The 16,353-nt window shown below is 40.8% G+C and carries 19 protein-coding genes; 7 read left to right on the forward strand and 12 right to left on the reverse strand.

Annotation, left to right across the window (positions count from 1 at the left end; translation table 11 throughout):
• Positions 1-241 precede the first annotated feature (241 nt).
• The 5 genes from CSV64_RS08560 to rpmG all read right to left on the reverse strand — a co-directional run bounded on the left by CSV64_RS08560 (position 242) and on the right by rpmG (position 4,321).
• Positions 242-1,261: a YqgU-like beta propeller domain-containing protein gene (locus CSV64_RS08560; RefSeq protein ID WP_099634128.1), complete on the reverse strand. Its 1,020-nt coding sequence runs from the start codon at positions 1,259-1,261 to the stop codon at positions 242-244.
• Between the two features lie 72 nt (positions 1,262-1,333).
• Positions 1,334-3,229 (reverse strand): LTA synthase family protein, encoded by a 1,896-nt coding sequence (locus tag CSV64_RS08565; RefSeq protein WP_099634129.1) that lies wholly within the window; start codon positions 3,227-3,229, stop codon positions 1,334-1,336.
• Between the two features lie 124 nt (positions 3,230-3,353).
• Positions 3,354-3,539 carry a YqgQ family protein gene (locus tag CSV64_RS08570; RefSeq protein ID WP_099634130.1) on the reverse strand — a complete coding sequence of 62 codons (186 nt, stop codon included), beginning with the start codon at positions 3,537-3,539 and terminating at the stop codon, positions 3,354-3,356.
• Positions 3,532-4,116, reverse strand: coding sequence for a 5-formyltetrahydrofolate cyclo-ligase (locus tag CSV64_RS08575; RefSeq protein WP_099634131.1), 585 nt, complete (start codon positions 4,114-4,116; stop codon positions 3,532-3,534). The genes CSV64_RS08570 and CSV64_RS08575 overlap by 8 nt, the downstream gene beginning before the upstream one ends.
• Before the next feature lie 55 nt (positions 4,117-4,171).
• Positions 4,172-4,321, reverse strand: coding sequence for a 50S ribosomal protein L33 (gene rpmG, locus CSV64_RS08580; RefSeq protein WP_029054517.1), 150 nt, complete (start codon positions 4,319-4,321; stop codon positions 4,172-4,174).
• A 172-nt stretch (positions 4,322-4,493) separates the two neighbouring features.
• Here rpmG and CSV64_RS08585 point away from each other — a divergent pair, with 172 nt between their 5' ends.
• Both CSV64_RS08585 and CSV64_RS08590 read left to right on the forward strand, forming a co-directional pair.
• The gene (locus CSV64_RS08585) at positions 4,494-4,853 is read left to right on the forward strand and encodes a hypothetical protein (RefSeq protein ID WP_099634132.1); all 360 of its coding nucleotides are present in this window, start codon (positions 4,494-4,496) and stop codon (positions 4,851-4,853) included.
• A complete protein-coding gene (locus CSV64_RS08590) occupies positions 4,850-5,299 on the forward strand; it encodes a hypothetical protein (protein ID WP_099634133.1) in 450 nt (149 codons plus the stop codon). Before CSV64_RS08585 ends, CSV64_RS08590 begins: the two co-directional genes overlap by 4 nt.
• Before the next feature lie 54 nt (positions 5,300-5,353).
• Here the strand turns inward: CSV64_RS08590 and CSV64_RS08595 are convergent, their stop codons facing one another.
• The 4 genes from CSV64_RS08595 to CSV64_RS08610 all read right to left on the reverse strand — a co-directional run bounded on the left by CSV64_RS08595 (position 5,354) and on the right by CSV64_RS08610 (position 10,434).
• Entirely contained in the window at positions 5,354-7,504 is a 2,151-nt protein-coding gene (locus tag CSV64_RS08595) for a peptidoglycan D,D-transpeptidase FtsI family protein (RefSeq protein ID WP_233190425.1), read from the reverse strand.
• Positions 7,505-7,603: 99 nt separating this feature from the next.
• Positions 7,604-8,212: a superoxide dismutase gene (locus CSV64_RS08600; protein ID WP_099634134.1), complete on the reverse strand. Its 609-nt coding sequence runs from the start codon at positions 8,210-8,212 to the stop codon at positions 7,604-7,606.
• 87 nt (positions 8,213-8,299) lie between these two features.
• Positions 8,300-8,782, reverse strand: coding sequence for a DUF456 domain-containing protein (locus CSV64_RS08605; protein ID WP_099634135.1), 483 nt, complete (start codon positions 8,780-8,782; stop codon positions 8,300-8,302).
• 20 nt (positions 8,783-8,802) lie between these two features.
• On the reverse strand, positions 8,803-10,434 hold the full coding sequence (locus CSV64_RS08610; RefSeq protein WP_099634136.1) for a Na/Pi cotransporter family protein: 1,632 nt from the start codon (positions 10,432-10,434) through the stop codon (positions 8,803-8,805).
• Between the two features lie 242 nt (positions 10,435-10,676).
• On the opposite strand from CSV64_RS08610, the gene CSV64_RS08615 reads away from it, so the two are divergent.
• The 5 genes from CSV64_RS08615 to CSV64_RS08635 all read left to right on the forward strand — a co-directional run bounded on the left by CSV64_RS08615 (position 10,677) and on the right by CSV64_RS08635 (position 14,227).
• Positions 10,677-11,180, forward strand: coding sequence for a DUF1189 family protein (locus tag CSV64_RS08615; RefSeq protein WP_158232115.1), 504 nt, complete (start codon positions 10,677-10,679; stop codon positions 11,178-11,180).
• A gap of 46 nt (positions 11,181-11,226) precedes the next feature.
• Positions 11,227-11,571: a hypothetical protein gene (locus CSV64_RS08620; protein ID WP_099634138.1), complete on the forward strand. Its 345-nt coding sequence runs from the start codon at positions 11,227-11,229 to the stop codon at positions 11,569-11,571.
• Positions 11,572-11,626: 55 nt separating this feature from the next.
• Positions 11,627-12,754 carry a flavodoxin-dependent (E)-4-hydroxy-3-methylbut-2-enyl-diphosphate synthase gene (ispG, locus tag CSV64_RS08625; RefSeq protein WP_099634139.1) on the forward strand — a complete coding sequence of 376 codons (1,128 nt, stop codon included), beginning with the start codon at positions 11,627-11,629 and terminating at the stop codon, positions 12,752-12,754.
• Positions 12,751-13,341, forward strand: a complete 591-nt coding sequence (locus tag CSV64_RS08630) for a 5' nucleotidase, NT5C type (protein ID WP_099634140.1) — start codon at positions 12,751-12,753, stop codon at positions 13,339-13,341. The genes ispG and CSV64_RS08630 overlap by 4 nt, the downstream gene beginning before the upstream one ends.
• A gap of 136 nt (positions 13,342-13,477) precedes the next feature.
• Entirely contained in the window at positions 13,478-14,227 is a 750-nt protein-coding gene (locus CSV64_RS08635; protein WP_099634141.1) for a sulfite exporter TauE/SafE family protein, read from the forward strand.
• Positions 14,228-14,290: 63 nt separating this feature from the next.
• Here CSV64_RS08635 and CSV64_RS08640 read toward each other — a convergent pair whose 3' ends face one another.
• From CSV64_RS08640 to CSV64_RS08650, 3 genes are read right to left on the reverse strand one after another with little or no spacing between them, the layout of a single operon-like run.
• On the reverse strand, positions 14,291-14,707 hold the full coding sequence (locus tag CSV64_RS08640; protein WP_099634142.1) for a Fur family transcriptional regulator: 417 nt from the start codon (positions 14,705-14,707) through the stop codon (positions 14,291-14,293).
• A 25-nt stretch (positions 14,708-14,732) separates the two neighbouring features.
• On the reverse strand, positions 14,733-15,563 hold the full coding sequence (locus CSV64_RS08645) for a metal ABC transporter permease (protein WP_099634143.1): 831 nt from the start codon (positions 15,561-15,563) through the stop codon (positions 14,733-14,735).
• A complete protein-coding gene (locus tag CSV64_RS08650; RefSeq protein WP_099634144.1) occupies positions 15,560-16,330 on the reverse strand; it encodes a metal ABC transporter ATP-binding protein in 771 nt (256 codons plus the stop codon). Before CSV64_RS08650 ends, CSV64_RS08645 begins: the two co-directional genes overlap by 4 nt.
• Between the last annotated feature and the right edge of the window lie 23 nt (positions 16,331-16,353).

Below are 16,353 nucleotides of genomic sequence, written 5' to 3' on the forward strand. Positions count from 1 at the left end.
TGCCTATGGCTTTAGACGTTTCGATCACTTTAGGGCGAAGATTTTATTAAACATACAGTATAAAGAAATTGGCGTTCATTTAGGTTGAGGGATGGATTTGAATTCACTCCACCCCAACATTTGATTTAGAACCATTTTTTTATTCTACGAATCGATATCTGGGAAGTTCGACACGTTGAAGGATACGCTCCAACTAGCATCCCAGTCCCCCTAGATAGGATCTCAGCATTTATAATAGGGTTTATTCAATTGGCTCCATCTCTAACCACTTCACCATCCCGCCAGTTTCAATATCAATCCAAGTATCCAGACTATACCCTGTCAAACACTTATTACCTTTGCAAGCTAGCGATCCGCCTTCTGATAGCTCTTGACGCTTCACTTCCTTGCCTTCTTGTATCTTCACTAGAAAACTGGTTGGCATCATCTCGGTTTGATTGGTAATCGTCATCAACAATGTATGTTCATCTGGAAATACAGCACGATCCATCACGAATGAATCATCTTCAACCAACCAAGAGCTTTTCTCTTCCCCGGTAGTATTTAGAACTGCATATCGTATCTGCTCATCTTCGAATGATTCAATTAATACTTGATCTGTAGCTGAGTAGAATTGGTTGACGTTATTAGCGAGCGTAGTTTCTTCTCCTGTAGACAGTGATTGTTTCAATACATCTGTTTCTCCCATGTACACCAACTCTTCAGTACCTAGCCACCGAGGAAATGGATCAGCGAGATCCACCGCGACCAATGTATCGTCATTTGCGTCGTAGCGCATAATCTCGTAGCTCCAATCATCAGAGAATGCCGTAATTAGTATTTGGGAAGCGTCGATACCATTCCATTGAATTTCAAGTTCAGAGGATTCTACCGATATTTGATTTAGTGGCACACCCGCATGATCGACTATATGTATGATAGCTTCCGTTGAATCTTCTGCTGTTTTGACTAGCAGTTGCGAAGCGGTAGGATGTACTTGCACCTCAGAAATCGTTGCAGTAGCCGTAAATAACGTATGTATGTCTCCTGTCTTCAAATCAAAAGACAGCAGACGGTCTTCATCATCTTTGTGATCAACGAACAAAATCGCTGTTTCATTCAACCAACCTACAACAAAACGCACATCATCTTGCGAAACCGTAAGTTTTTCTAATGACTCAGTTTGATTTTCTACTGGTTGCTCTTCAGTTTCAAGATCCTTAGATTGCGTACATGCTACTAAAAAAAATGTGCATACTACTGGGATAAGTATTTTCTTCACTCTTTCACTTCCCTATCGTTAGTTTATAGTTAAAAAAAGCTGCACGGCATAGGCGCCGCGCAGCTCATCAAGTTATTTACTTTCTTTCATTTCAGGACTGCCATCTGGTCTTTCCTTGAATCGAAGCAAGTCACCATTGATGATAGTATCTGAATAATTCAATTCAGTGTTGGCACGCTCAATATACGGCTTACATTGCGCTTCATCTTGTGATGGTTCACCTGTTTCAATGTCATAGCAAACTTCCTGTGCGTAAATATTTTTGTCTGTGATAAGACGGCCGTCACGGAAAATGACGAATGGTTCATGATCAGGTGAGAATAAATCAGAACCGAATTGCATATCTGCTTTTGTATCAATGCCTAGCAGATGAAGAACGGTAGGACGGATATCTACCTGTCCGCCAAGCTCATGCATTTGCTTACCTTCACCGGATCCTGGCATATGAATGAACAATGGAACCTTTTGAAGTTCTGCATTATCGAATGGTGTAATTTCCTTATCCATATACATACCCATTGCTTTATTGTGGTTTTCGGAAATACCATAGTGGTCTCCGTACATGATGATAATCGAATCTTCATACAAACCACTTTCCTTCAAGTCATCAAAGAACTCCTTAACCGCTTCGTCCATATATCGAACTGTCTGGAAATACTTATTTAACGTGTTGGAATTTGATGTGTATTCAGGAATTAATTTATCCTGTTCATCCAAATCAAATGGGTGATGGTTTGTTAGTGTAATCATTCGTGTAGCAAATGGTTGCTTAATATCTTTCATCAAATCAACAGATTGATGGAAATAAGGAATATCTTTCATTCCCCAGTTAACAGCTTCATCTTCACCAATTGTGTAGCTATCTACGTCATAGAACTTCTGTACATCTAGTGCTTTGTACATAATATCACGGTTCCAGAAGCTCTTGCTGTTAGCATGCATAACACTTGTAGCATACCCATTCTCGCCAAGTCGTTCAGAAAGCGAGTTATATGTGTTACCGCTGTGTGTAAAGAATACTGCACTACCGTTACGTCCATATAATGAGTTCTCCACGATAAACTCGGAGTCGGACGTTTTCCCTAATCCAGTTTGTTGATAAAAATTGTCAAAGTAGAATGTATCTTTATCGTTTGTTAATTCATTTAAGAATGGAGTGATTTCATGTCCATCCATATCATTATTAATAACAAAGTTTTGTAACGATTCAAGTGAAACGAGAATGACATTTTTGCCTTTTGCAGAACCAAACATTTTTGGATCTGGTTGTGCGTGGTTGGCTTTGACGTAGTTTTCTATTTCCGTCAATTCCGTACCATCAGCAAATGTACGCTGTGCATGGGATTTCGATTGTACGAATAAATCATATAGATGATAATTATACGTACCGATATTTTTAACTAGCAATTCTCGGTCAAAACTTCTTGTCAATAACTGTGGGCGCTGAGCTTCTGCAAGCGCCAAGTTGAACATCATCAACGTAGCAGCTGCTGCGAAATATACTTTGCGTCCCATTTTACGGCTAGATTCTTGAACGGGTCCTTGCTTAAAGAATCGCATAGCCACTAAAATAATCAAGACATCTGAGAAAAAGAATAGGTCAAGAAGTCGTAAATTCTCAGTAATAGATGAACTTAAATCTGCAAAGTTACTTGTCTGGAACAATAGAGGCAGTGTAATAAAGTCCGTAAAGAAACGATAGAACACAGCATTGGCAAACATGACAAATGATGTGATAAAACTAACCGCTAAAATATATCGGTTACGTGTTTTCGTCTTTTTAATAAATAAAGCAACCCCATAAATAAACATTAGAAATGCTAAGGGATTAATTAGTAAGATAAATTGTTGCATAGCATTATCGATCTTCATATTGAAACTGGTGAAATACCCGATATAGGTAGTCAACCAAGTTGCGATTACTGCGATAATGAGTACGGAATGCTTAGGCCATGAAAATTTTCTCATTCCATCTCTTCCTTTCGTTTCGTTTAGATACTGTTTTATAGTCATCATATATATAGACGTTTGACTGAGTGAAAAGTTTCACATAAGACGAGGAATGAGTAGTTCGTATAATATCAACTAGCTACTAGCTAGTTTGCTCTCTTCTCAAAACAAGCAATGCTTGAATATATGTTTGTTGATCAATGAATTGATGGTCATACAGTTCTTTGACCTCGGACTCCATGATCATGCTATCCTGTCTTTTATTGCCTGTATAGATGATTACACCAAAACGTTTAAGCAATTTCATCACGTCATAAAATTCATTCATTTGCTTCACGAGCTTTCTGACAATCTATAATATGTTCATCTGTGTAAATATAGGACACCGGAACATCGTGCGGCTCCCTAACTATATTATGGCTGATTTGACAGTCAAATGCCAGTGAAAATGTTTCAAATGGAAAATTTATCAAATAGCGATCGTAGTAACCGCCACCGAATCCAATACGGTAACCTGTTTCTGAATATACGACACCTGGCACAATTTGCAAATCAATTTCTTCCGGTCTTACAGGCTCTGTCAAATCTATTTTCGGTTCTTTTAAGTCCATGTACACTACTTCTGTTTGATCAAATGAATCAATCAAACGAAAATCCATTTCTCTCGTAGAAGAAATACATCGTGGAATAGCAATTCGCTTCCCGACTTGCCAGGCGGTTTCTATCAAACGATGCGTGTTCACTTCCGGAAACCTTGATAATGTGATTCCGATTGTCTCTGCATACTTAAATTCATCCGAAGCAAGAACTTTATCTATAATAATGGATGATTTCCGTTCGTGATCAGATGGAGTTAATTGATGTAATTGCTGTATAACCTGTTTTCGAAGATGCTGCTTTTCCACTGTACTACCTCCCGTAAGAAAAAACCAAAACCGAAGCAGGTTTTGGTTTTAATGATTATTTCGTTTCACGGTGCAAAGTTTGCTTTTTTTCACGTGAGCAATATTTCATCATTTCAATACGTTCTGGATTGTTACGCTTGTTTTTCTTAGTAATATAATTACGCTCTGCACATTCTGTACAAGCGAGTGTTACGTTTACGCGCATTACTGTCCCTCCCACTCAATAGCTATAGATATAAGTAAAACATGAGCATGATCTATACGACTAATATATTATACCATAGAATCAATCGTTGTACAGCAAAAAGTTTCAAATATCATTCAGCATGTGCTTATGGTATTATGAAGGAAATTCTAGTTATTTGGGAGGGAACAGTATGGATATCCCCTTACTATTACTCAGCATCGGTGTATTGGCTGTCATTCTCTCGTTTTTCGTGGGCAATAAGGCTCGCGAAATAGATGATGAGTTGGAAAATGTATCGATCAGCTTGCATCAAGAAACGAGTAATCTAAAAAAGAGAGTACGTTTGCTGGAAGAAGAATTAATGGTCGCATCCCCAGCTTCAGAGCCCATTGCACCAGCACCTCAAAAAACAATACACGCAATTATCGTCAATCAAATCACATCACTTCACAAACAAGGCTACACAGTCCCTGAGATTGCCAAACGCGCTTCACTTAGTGAAAAGGAAGTAACGGGAGTGCTACATTCTAAAGGAGTGCGGTTGTCATGATCAAGGAAATATTGCGCGCCATAGGGATTGGTTGTTTGATAGCTGGTGGTATTCTGTATTTCGTACAGCAACAAACATCAGAAGGTTCGTTGCAAAAACAATTGGCCGATTCCAAAGAAGATGTAGCTATTCTAAAAAAAGAACTTGCTATATCACAAACCCTTTCTGGAAAAGAATCTATTCGTAAACCAGAAGCTGAGCAAGAAACGATTCCAGATGAAAATGAAGCGGATGAAATCATCACAAAGAGTTTTACCGTAAAAGCAGGTATTACACCCGCCGAGCTATCGCGCGAATTAGAAAACGAGAAGTTAATAAAGAATGCTGAAGAATTTGAACTGTATATAATTGAAAATGAATATACACGAAAAATTAAAACCGGTACATATGAATTACGCTCTGATATGCGCTTCCCTGAAATCGCCAGAATCTTTTTGCGCTTATAATATAAAAGACGAAAACCAAGAGGTTTTCGTCTTTTTTGTATTGATTGATATTGTTTATTTCTGTATTCTCATATCCGGAGATGCGTCGTCAGCCTTCGAGTTTCTCTGTCTTTTTTGTTCAAAATATACATCAAGTGCTTCTTTGGCGATTTCACTAGCTGTGGCGGATGGATAGCGTTTCGTATTCGTGGAAATATACGGAATGATAACGGAATACGCAACTTCAGGTTTGTCTGCAGGGGCATACCCTACATGAGACAGGTTAATCGTCGGAATAACTGGGTTGGATTTATTACCTGTGTAATAAAAGGATTCCGCGGTACCCGTCTTTCCTGCTCCTGTATAGGGTGCACCCGCTAGTAAGCCAGAAGCTGTACCGTTCGCGCCATAGTATACATAATTCATACCTTTCTTCACTTGATCGATTTCCTCTTGAGAGTTTTTCAAGTGATTCAACACTTTCACAGGAGTTTCCTCAACCAACTCGCCAAGCACTTCCCCATCCGGAGATGGTTCACGAATTTCTTTCAAAATCTTCGGTGCTATTCGATTGCCGTCAGAAGCAATAGTTGCAACATATTGCGCCATTTGCAGAGGAGTATACGTATCAAACTGTCCGATTGAGAAGTCAAGCAGTTTCCCAGGGACTGTTTCAGTACCGGTTACCCCTGTATATTCTCCAGGTAAATCGATTCCTGTTTTGACGCCTAAGCCAAATGCCGCAAAGTTCTCGCGGAATGTATCAAAGGCTTTCTTGTCGATTGGTAATCCTTGTCCTGGTCGGTATGTCGCTTTTCCTAAGCCCATCGCTATACGGAACATATATACGTTGGAAGAACGACCAATAGCGGAAATGTCGTTTAATGCCACTCGACCATTCGGATTAAACAAAGATCGTTTGTATCTGCCGCCAATATTGATTGGTTGGTCGATTTTAACTTCACCAATTTTTGCAGCACCTTCATTATAACCTGTAAGCATCGTCGCCAATTTCACCGTTGATCCGACTTCATACGCTGAAGTAAACGTACCATATGTGTAATCCTGTATCGCCCATCGTCCTGTCGATTCATCCTTTAGTACTTTCTTACCGACAAGCGACAAGATTTCTCCGTTATTCGGATCTAGCATGACAAGGAATGCCGAGTCCAACGCACCTGTATTCGGACCTTGTTTTAAACGCAATAATTTATTGGATACGACATCTTCCAGCGCCTTCTGTAAATCAGTATCTGTAGTCAGGATTAAATCTTTACCTGGCTTTCCTTCTTTCACCGTTTTTGTTTCAACGACTTTTCCTGTGCGGTCTTTGACATTTTTCACAATCGTCTTTTGACCTTTCAGTAAGTCTTCGTAATACGCTTCCAAATAACTTCTTCCTACGCGATCATTACGGGAATAGTCTCTCGCTAGGAAATAGTCTAAGTGAGAACGCGGAATCCCTTCTACCGGACTTGTTGTGGAACCAAGAATCGCACTGTCGGATTTCTTCACCCGATCCCAGTCCGTAGTCGTATTGACGCCCGGCAGTTGATCCAATCTTTCAGAAACAACAGCTAGTTCTTTATCGGTCACACCATCGCTTTTAATAATTTGTGGTGAATAGGCATAACCTGCCATCATTTCTCGATAAATAGCGAGTACTTCTAAATCTTCCGCAGACAAAGTAGCTAGTTCTTCATCTGTGATTCGGTCGCGTGTCAGCTGATTTATTTCCCGTTGGACATCTTTCTGAGATTTATTGTCATCTTTACTGAGCTCAGTTTGCTCTTTCTTAGGTACTTTATCAGCTGCTTTTACAGGATTTAATAATATCCAGAAATCTCGTTTATCGCCTATTGTGACACGGTGAGTATCTTGGTCGATCAACTTCGCGATTTTTCTTGCCAGCGCAAGCATTTCTTTCGTCGTCGTGGAGGATGTTTTCGTATACGTGATAGCATTTTTCGCTTCATTGTCTATGAGTACTTTTCCCGAGCGATCGAAAATTCTTCCACGCGGCGTGCTCGTGTTGACCGCAATCTCCTCGGTTCGTTCAAGACTGCGTGCATAATCTTCCCCCTTGACGATTTGCATATAACCTAAACGGAATATGAGTAAGGAAAAAAGGACAAAAATCGCTACAAATAAAAAATTCATTCGAAATGCAATATGTTGACGTTGACCCGTTTTGGGCGGCTCCGTCTTTTTCTGGTTTCTCTTCAACAGGAATCTCCTTTCTCAGGAAGTTTATGTATAAGAATTATAGCATGAAAACAATAAAGAACACACATCTAGACGAACTAGATGTGTGTCAGGTTTCAATTACTTATTGTCTTGGTAACGCTTTTCTACTTCATCCCAGTTTACTACGTTCCAGAATGCTGAAATATAGTCAGGACGACGGTTTTGATAGTTTAAGTAGTATGCATGCTCCCAAACGTCCAAACCTAGTAATGGTGTTTTACCATCCATGTAAGGTGAGTCTTGGTTAGGAGTTGATGTTACTTCAATTTCACCGTTGTTTACAACAAGCCAAGCCCAACCTGAACCGAAGCGAGTTGTTGCAGCTTTAGCAAACTCTTCTTTGAAAGCGTCAAAGCTACCGAACTTCTTGTCGATTGCTTTTGCAACTTCTCCAGTTGGGTTGCCGCCACCGTTTGGTGAAAGGATTGTCCAGAACAATGAGTGGTTAGAGTGCCCACCACCGTTATTGCGGACTGCTGTACGCTTGTCCTCTGGAACTTTGTCCAAGTTTGCAACTAATTCGTCAACAGGCATGTTAAGAAGTTCTTCGTGACCTTCTAGTGCATTGTTCACGTTCGTTACATACGTGTTGTGGTGTTTCGTGTGATGGATGTTCATCGTTTCTTTGTCGATGTGTGGCTCCAACGCATCGTATGCGTATGGTAGTTCTGGTAATGTATAAGCCATTTTCCATTCCTCCTCTAAATTATCTCTGTTTTGCCCTACCTCTTCACATTATCAAAATATGAGTCAGCATTCAAAGAAAATGGACTGTTAACGGAGAAAAAATAGAAAAATGACAATCATGACCACCATAATGGTGCCTTTTACAGCAACTGATGTCAGAAAACCAATGACAGAGCCGACTCCTGAACGAAAAGCTTGTTTAATCCCTACACGAGAGAAAATGAGTTCTGCAATGATTGCACCAATAAAAGGTCCAGCTAGAATACCCACCACTGGAATGACGAATGGGCCAATAAGCAGACCAATCGTACTTCCCCACATTCCCGCTTTGCTGCCACCGAAGCGTTTAACACCGACGAGATTGGCGATCATATCCGCTCCGAACAATAACAAAACGAACAATACTTGGATTACCCAAAATAACCAAGTTAACTCCTCAAATGAAACAAACGCGCCATAAAGTAGGAAGCCTGCCAGTAAAAACACAACAGATGGAATGACAGGGTAGATCAATCCGACAAACGCGATCGCGAACATGATAATTGCTAATGTCCAACCGATCCATAACATAGCTGTCACTCCTTATTTTATTATGCGTGCTTACCTAAAATCGCTTCCGCAATGTTTACTGCGTGGTCACCAATTCGCTCAAGATTCGAAACGATATCGACGAACACCATGCCAGCTTGTGCACTACAATGTCCTTCATTTAAACGGACGATATGATTTTTACGGAATCGACGTTCCATATTATCGATTAAATCTTCTTTCTCTGAAACGATACGTGCTAGATCTGTATCGTCTGAATCTAATGATTCAATCGCTTTTTGAACGGTTTCGATTGTCAATGTGAACATTTCAGTTAGATCTTCCATTGCGTCATCTGTCAGCTTCAATTTATTAGTTTCACGTAAATCGATTAGCTCAATGATGTTTTCGAAATGATCACCTATTCGCTCGATATCACGGACAGTATCCATTAATAAGACGTGACGACCAGATTCAGCTGGCGACACGATAACTACGGATACTTCTACTAAGTAGTCTGTGATTTTGCGATCGAGATTGTTGATGGCATCTTCAATTTGATACGCTGTTTCTGCATATTTTTTCTGACCTGTCTTCAAATATTCAAATGATTCCTGAAGACCCCGGACACTAAAATCACCCATCCGGACAATTTCTTCTTTGGCTTGTCCAATTGCGACGGCCGGTGATTGTGTGATGAAGCGACGGTCAAGATGTTTCGGTTTATACTCAATCGTGACATCCTCGCCCGGTATCATCTTAGTGACCAGATAAGCCCAAGCACCAATGAATGGAAATTGTAGAACCGTGTTGGCGATGTTAAACGAACCGTGTGCAAATGCGATTTGCATTTTACTTTCAAGATTCAAGGCACTCGCCATCCATTCAACGTAAGCCGTAAACGGTATGAGCAGGATCATAAATACGATGGTACCGACGATATTGAATAGTACGTGTACAGCTGCTGCTCGTCTTGCTGCAACAGATGCACCGAGTGCCGCAAGTACTGCAGTAATTGTCGTCCCGATGTTATCGCCAAAGAGAATCGGCAGTGCGGCTTTCATTGTAACCAAGTCTTCAGCGAAGAGACCTTGCAAGATTCCGACAGTCGCACTGGAGCTTTGTACGACCAGTGTGAAAATCGTTCCCGCTACTACGCCGAGCAGTGAATGTTCACTCATTGCTAGTGTGAAATCAGCAAATGCTTCTAATGAACGTAAAGGCTTCATTCCGTCACTCATTAATTCGAGTCCTAAGAATAATCCCCCGAAGCCGAAGATGACTTCTCCTAGGTTCTTGATTTTAGCTTTACGGACGAAGAAAATCAGGAAGGCACCAAATGCCATGATCGGTAGTGCATATGCGCCGACATCTAAACCAATAATAAACGCAGTCACTGTCGTACCGATATTGGCGCCCATGATGACGCCGATTGCCTGACGGAGTGTCATAAATCCGGCACTTACCAGACCTACTGTAATAACAGTTGTTCCAGAACTAGATTGAATTAACACTGTTACGATAATACCGACAAGAACTCCCATAAATGGATTGGTAGTAAAACGGTCTAAGATTGCGCGAAGTCTGTCCCCTGCAGCCTTTTGCAATCCATCCCCCATGTACTTAATTGCGAATAGGAAAATTCCTAAGCCCCCAAGAAATTGGAACACCACTTCTTGCCAGTTCACTTCCATTTAATTGTCAACCTCCATCAAACGTTTTATGTATGATTTCTAACTGCCCTTCACTCGTTACAATCGTCGTGAAGTTTCAACCTATTATGAGAGTTATATACGTCAATTGTAAAGCATCCTACTGCAATCTTTACATCACCTTAACAATGCAGCAATGAATTGTCATAAGAATGTCGAAATTTCTGCAAAGCAGTATGTTTTAAATAAATGGTAGACTATATGTAGAAAGGGAGGCCGGCTCAGTGAAATTCCATCAAATTTTTAAAGCTTCTTTACATGAACCCAAAAAACTTGCAGCATTCCGCTTGTTATCGATCGGTAAAGTCATTCAATACATATTTGTGTTTATCTTTCTTTACACCGGCGTATCATTTTTGCAATTTGTAGTAGGCGATCATACACTGTTCCAGTCATCTCCTGAATTAGCGGAAATCGGCGAAACGATCGGCTTTTTGATCTATCCAATCGCATTTGTGCTGCAATTGGTCATTATTACGTCGTATTTATTTATTCGCATCAGTATTTTTGCTATCATAGGGGTAGTGCTATTGAAACTATTGCATCGCCGTGGCGAATTTCGTTTTATGTGGCGAACAGCAGCGATTGCTGCAACATTACCAATCTTGCTGACGATGGCATTTGAATTTGTTCCGCCTATGCAACCTTATAGCTTGTGGATCGCGTCGGTAGTCCATCTACTCTACGTTTGGAGAGCAGCAGTCTATTATCCAAAACAACCAAGATGAATAGACTTCCCCTATTCTGCATAGTGTAGTGCAGGAGGGATGCATGATGAGAATTCTACTAATCGCACTTGCTGTATTTTGCACAGTTCATTTTGTTCGAATGGATTTAACAGAAGGGACAATCCCTCTTGCAGCCTTTTTTGAAGATGAATCGTCCTGTATAGAGGAAACGCCGAATCATTCAATTGCCATTCGAGTGGTTGAAGGTGATACAATAGAATCGTTATTCGCATTATACCCAGATTCAACACAAAACTTTCTTGAGAGGTTGGAGCAATTTTATTCCATGAACCCTCATCTTGAACGCCAACAGTTTGTAGCAGGCGAAAAAATCAAGCTGCCGATCGGTGAACAAGTAGAATCTGTTTGCGAAGAAGGCGACAAAGGATAATTTTATATTCCATCTTTTTATGATGGTATTTACTCATTTGAAGGAGAGAGACATAATGACTGAAATGATTCATCGTTCCAATACTCGTCCCGTAAAAGTTGGTAATTTGACTATCGGGGGAAGCAATGAGCTGTTTATGCAAAGCATGACAACGACAAAAACACATGATGTCGAAGCAACAGTTGCAGAAATTAAACGTTTGGAAGATGCAGGCTGCCAAATCGTACGTGTAGCATGTCCCGATGAGCGCGCTGCGTATTCGATTGGAGAAATCAAAAAGCAAATCAATATTCCGCTAGTAGTGGATATTCATTTTGACTATAAATTAGCATTGATTGCAATTGAACAAGGTGCAGATAAAATTCGTATCAATCCAGGTAATATTGGCCGTAAAGAGAAAGTTGAAGCTGTTGTTAATGCAGCAAAAGCGAAGGGTATTCCAATTCGTATCGGTGTCAACGCAGGTTCACTTGAGAGAAAAATTCTTGAGAAGTACGGCTACCCTACTGCAGAAGGTATGGTTGAAAGTGCATTGCATCATATCAAAATCCTTGAAGACTTGGATTTCCATGATATTATCGTGTCACTTAAAGCATCTGACGTTAACTTGGCGATCGAAGCATACAAGCTTGCGGCTGCGGCATTCGATTATCCATTGCACTTAGGTATTACAGAATCCGGTACACTATTCGCAGGTTCAATCAAGAGTGCGGCAGGTCTTGGTTCCCTTCTATCATCAGGTATCGGTAACACGATGCGCGTATCGTTAAGTGCGGATCCGGTTCAAGAAATCAAAGTAGCGAAAGAGTTACTGAAAGTATTCGGTTTATCTTCCAACTCGGCAACATTAATTTCTTGCCCAACATGCGGCCGTATCGAAATCGACTTAATTTCCATTGCTAATGAAGTAGAAGAATATATCTCGAATATTAAAGCACCGTTGAAGGTAGCAGTTCTTGGCTGTGCGGTAAACGGTCCAGGTGAAGCCCGTGAAGCTGATATCGGTATTGCTGGTGCTCGTGGTGAAGGATTGCTCTTCATGCATGGGAAAACGGTCCGAAAAGTTCCAGAAGAGACAATGGTCGAAGAATTGAAAAAGGAAATCGACATTTTAGCCGAGGAATATTTCGAGAAGAAAAGACAAGAAGAAGCACTTGCAGCACAAGGTAGCGTTTCTGAATGAGGGATATACGTTTCGGGATCGACATTGACGGGACGGTAACTACACCCACTGCCCTGCTTCCCCATATCAACAAGCGTTTCGGTTCTAATCTGACACTCGCGGATATTAAAGAGTATGATTTGACGAAAGCGTTTGATGTGGACCCTGAACAGTTTGGGCAATGGTACAAAGAAACGGAAGAACTGATCTATCAGACTTCCCCTGCTCAAGAATTCGCAAAAGAAGTATTGACCAATTGGCAGAAGCAGTTCGAGTTGTATTATATTTCAGCCCGTGGACCGAATGTACTCGAGTCTACAACGAACTGGTTTCACGAGCAGCAAATACCTTATGACCACGTAGAGTTGATTGGCACGCATCATAAAATTGAGACGGCCAAGCAATTCAACGTAGATGTATTCTTCGAAGACAAGCATGACAATGCAGTAGGTATCCACGAGGAGTTGGATATTCCGGTGTTCTTATTTGATACTCCTTATAACCAGGATCCGATTCCTGAAGGTGTCATACGAGTAGCCAATTGGAAACAAGCTGATCAGTACGTTAGACAGTTATTTCATACAACCGAAATGATAAAGAGTAAATGATGGCTGGAGCACCGCATATTGCGGTGCTCTTTTTTATAGTCTTCTTGTATATTCGCATCTTACTTTTAACTTCACATGTATAATAAAACCTAGTACATTATTAGTACGAAATATAGTAGATTGAGGTTTTTAATGCATGTCTTTCCATCTAATTGTATTAGTAATCATTGCCGTATTTATTGGTGCTTTATCGCGTGCTACATTCGGTTTTGGTGAAGCAGTTGTCAGTATGCCCTTGCTCGCATTACTATCAGTAGATTTACATACTTCTATCGCTTTAATAGGTTTGGTGGGACTCACGGTGGCATTATTTACCGTAGTTTCGGAATGGCGTCATGCGGACCGTCCAGCTTTACTTCGCCTAGTCATAGGTGCTTTAGCAGGAATTCCCGTTGGTATCGTATTGGTCGTCAAACTTCCCGATACGCTAATAACTATTGCACTTGGGATCTTTTTAATTCTTTATGGTTCGTATTCATTTGGCAAGAGTCTATTACAACATACTTTTGCTACAGAAAGACTGAAGGCGAAGTTTTGGTCATGGCCAGTTGGATTTGTATCCGGTGTGCTTGGAAGCGCTTATAATACTCACGGTGTGCCCGTAGTCGTGTATGGTACGTTAAGACGTTGGGAACCAAAGCGCTTTCGCGGAACCTTGCAAGCCCATTTTCTTATTACAGGGACATTTATAGTTGCTGGACAGGCTTTAGGGGGACTATGGTCAAAAGATGTATTTATATTATACGGTTACTCTTTCCCCACTGTCATACTCGCAACATGGCTCGGTATTTCTATACAACGTCGTATGCCAAATGAAAAATTTATACGCTATGTATTTCTTCTACTAGCATTCCTAGGAGCGATTTTATTACTTACTTCCATTTGAATACTATTCAATAAAAAAGGCAGCACATCATAAAAAATGATGCGCTGCCTTTTTCTATTCAAACTATCCCACTTTACACTTCGGACATCTGCCATAAATCTCAAACTTATGCCCTTCTATTACATACTCTGACAAATTTACCGTTACACTATCCATCGGGCAAATTGGAATGGATTTCGTGCCACCACACGCTGTACAAATGAAATGGTGGTGATGATGATCCGTCGCACACTGCATACGAAAAAGTCGCTCGCCATTCAGTTCTGTTTCATCTAAAATACCAAGCTTCGAGAACATGGCAAGATTCCGGTAGATTGTATCAAAACTAATACCCGGATTATCCCGTTCTACCGCTACGCGAACTTCCATAGCCGTGACATAGCGATCCGCATCATCAAAAAATCGCAATAGTATTTCTCGGTTCTTTGTTCGTTTATAATCATATTTCAATAGAATATCCCATGCTTCATCTATCGACATATCGTAACGCCACCTTTCCTGCTGCCTATGACCGTACTTTTTTCCATAAAAGTACTAACAGTAAAATGAACACTGACGTAACTACAATGGTCCCGCCAGGCGCGATATCTAAGTAAAACGCAGATATCAGCCCAATGATCACAGCGATTTCCCCGAATACTACCGAGTATACTAGTGCACCCCTATAGCTTTTAGCCACTTGAATAGCAGCTGCCACAGGCAATGTCATCAACGAAGAAACTAGCAAAATTCCAACGATTCGCATTGATGCACCAATGACTAGCGCTGTGATAATCATAAACGCCGCTTGAATAACGCGTTCATTAATCCCAGACACTCTCGCATACTCTGGATCAAATGCCAATGAAAATAACTCTTTATATAAGAAATAGATAAAGGCAATCACAATAATAGCAATAAAAATAACAATGTATAAATCTTGCCGACTCACAGCGGACACTGAACCAAATAAATAACCGACTAAATCTGTACCAAAACCTTTGGCAAGGGATATAAATATTGCCCCAAAACCAATACCTGCAGATAAAATGATCGGAATCGCCAGTTCTTCAAAGCTTTTATACACTCTACGCAATCGCTCAATCAACAAAGAGCCGATTACAGCTGCCCCCATCCCTAAATACACTGGGTTAAGCGCCGCGAAGAACAATACTTGCTGACTCAAATAGAGACTGCCTGCAATCCCTGCGAGTGCTACGTGACTAAGTGCATCTGAAATCATCGCCATACGACGCACTACGATAAACAATCCTAGCATCGGGGCGATCAAGCCAATAATTAGCCCAGATAATACAGCATTTTGTAAAAACTCATATGTGAAAATAGCTTCAATCATCTAACCGGCTCCGTTTCTTTTTGATGGAGCCGACGAATAGGATGACCGTACCAGCCGGACAATTCCGCCTCACTCATTTTTTCATAGTCTGCATGGACACCATGGAAATGGATAGATCGATTCAAGCACGCAATATGTGTTGCAAGCTTTGTCACGACATCGATTTCATGTGTCACGAGTAAAATCGCTATTCCGTACTCACGATTCAATTCGCTAAGCATAGAATAGAAGGATTCTACATTTTGTCTGTCAATTCCGACTGTCGGCTCATCCATGATCAGTAAATCCGGATGACTTACGAGGGCTCTCGCAATGAAGACACGCTGCTGCTGACCTCCTGAGAGATCACCTATACTTTCATCTTTACGATCAGCCATTTTCACTACATGTAGCGCATCAAGAGCTTGCTGTTCATCTTCTTTATCGAACCGCTTGAAAAGTCCCTTTTTACTCGTTAAACCGCTCTTCACGACTTCCAATACCGTTGCTGGGAACTGCGTCGTAAATGCATTGGATTTTTGAGAGACGTAACCAATTCTTTGTTGTTGGTTAAACGAATCAATCGGCCCACCAAACAGTTCAATCGTGCCTTGTGACGGTTTCAACAACCCTAGTATGATCTTTAATAATGTAGATTTACCCGAACCGTTTGGACCAATTAACGCCCAAAACTCCCCTTGTTTCACTTCTAGACTGACATCAGAAAGCGCAACAGAGTGATTAAATTTATGCGATATATGCTCTAAGTTAATAATGGAATTTGTCATATACATATCCCTTCCTTTAATTC

This window comes from Sporosarcina sp. P32b, assembly GCF_002743335.1.
GTDB lineage: Bacteria > Bacillota > Bacilli > Bacillales_A > Planococcaceae > Sporosarcina.

What these genes read in the sequence shown, in the direction of transcription:
- CSV64_RS08635 (WP_099634141.1), top strand. Translation starts at nt 13,478, where the DNA reads ATGTCTTTCCATCTAATTGTATTAGTAATCATTGCCGTATTTATTGGT.
- CSV64_RS08645 (WP_099634143.1), bottom strand. Translation starts at nt 15,563, where the DNA reads ATGATTGAAGCTATTTTCACATATGAGTTTTTACAAAATGCTGTATTA.
- rpmG (WP_029054517.1), bottom strand. Translation starts at nt 4,321, where the DNA reads ATGCGCGTAAACGTAACACTCGCTTGTACAGAATGTGCAGAGCGTAAT.
- CSV64_RS08640 (WP_099634142.1), bottom strand. Translation starts at nt 14,707, where the DNA reads ATGTCGATAGATGAAGCATGGGATATTCTATTGAAATATGATTATAAA.
- CSV64_RS08570 (WP_099634130.1), bottom strand. Translation starts at nt 3,539, where the DNA reads ATGAATGAATTTTATGACGTGATGAAATTGCTTAAACGTTTTGGTGTA.
- CSV64_RS08620 (WP_099634138.1), top strand. Translation starts at nt 11,227, where the DNA reads ATGAGAATTCTACTAATCGCACTTGCTGTATTTTGCACAGTTCATTTT.
- CSV64_RS08630 (WP_099634140.1), top strand. Translation starts at nt 12,751, where the DNA reads ATGAGGGATATACGTTTCGGGATCGACATTGACGGGACGGTAACTACA.
- CSV64_RS08585 (WP_099634132.1), top strand. Translation starts at nt 4,494, where the DNA reads ATGGATATCCCCTTACTATTACTCAGCATCGGTGTATTGGCTGTCATT.
- CSV64_RS08605 (WP_099634135.1), bottom strand. Translation starts at nt 8,782, where the DNA reads ATGTTATGGATCGGTTGGACATTAGCAATTATCATGTTCGCGATCGCG.
- CSV64_RS08590 (WP_099634133.1), top strand. Translation starts at nt 4,850, where the DNA reads ATGATCAAGGAAATATTGCGCGCCATAGGGATTGGTTGTTTGATAGCT.
- CSV64_RS08610 (WP_099634136.1), bottom strand. Translation starts at nt 10,434, where the DNA reads ATGGAAGTGAACTGGCAAGAAGTGGTGTTCCAATTTCTTGGGGGCTTA.
- CSV64_RS08600 (WP_099634134.1), bottom strand. Translation starts at nt 8,212, where the DNA reads ATGGCTTATACATTACCAGAACTACCATACGCATACGATGCGTTGGAG.
- ispG (WP_099634139.1), top strand. Translation starts at nt 11,627, where the DNA reads ATGACTGAAATGATTCATCGTTCCAATACTCGTCCCGTAAAAGTTGGT.
- CSV64_RS08565 (WP_099634129.1), bottom strand. Translation starts at nt 3,229, where the DNA reads ATGAGAAAATTTTCATGGCCTAAGCATTCCGTACTCATTATCGCAGTA.
- CSV64_RS08650 (WP_099634144.1), bottom strand. Translation starts at nt 16,330, where the DNA reads ATGACAAATTCCATTATTAACTTAGAGCATATATCGCATAAATTTAAT.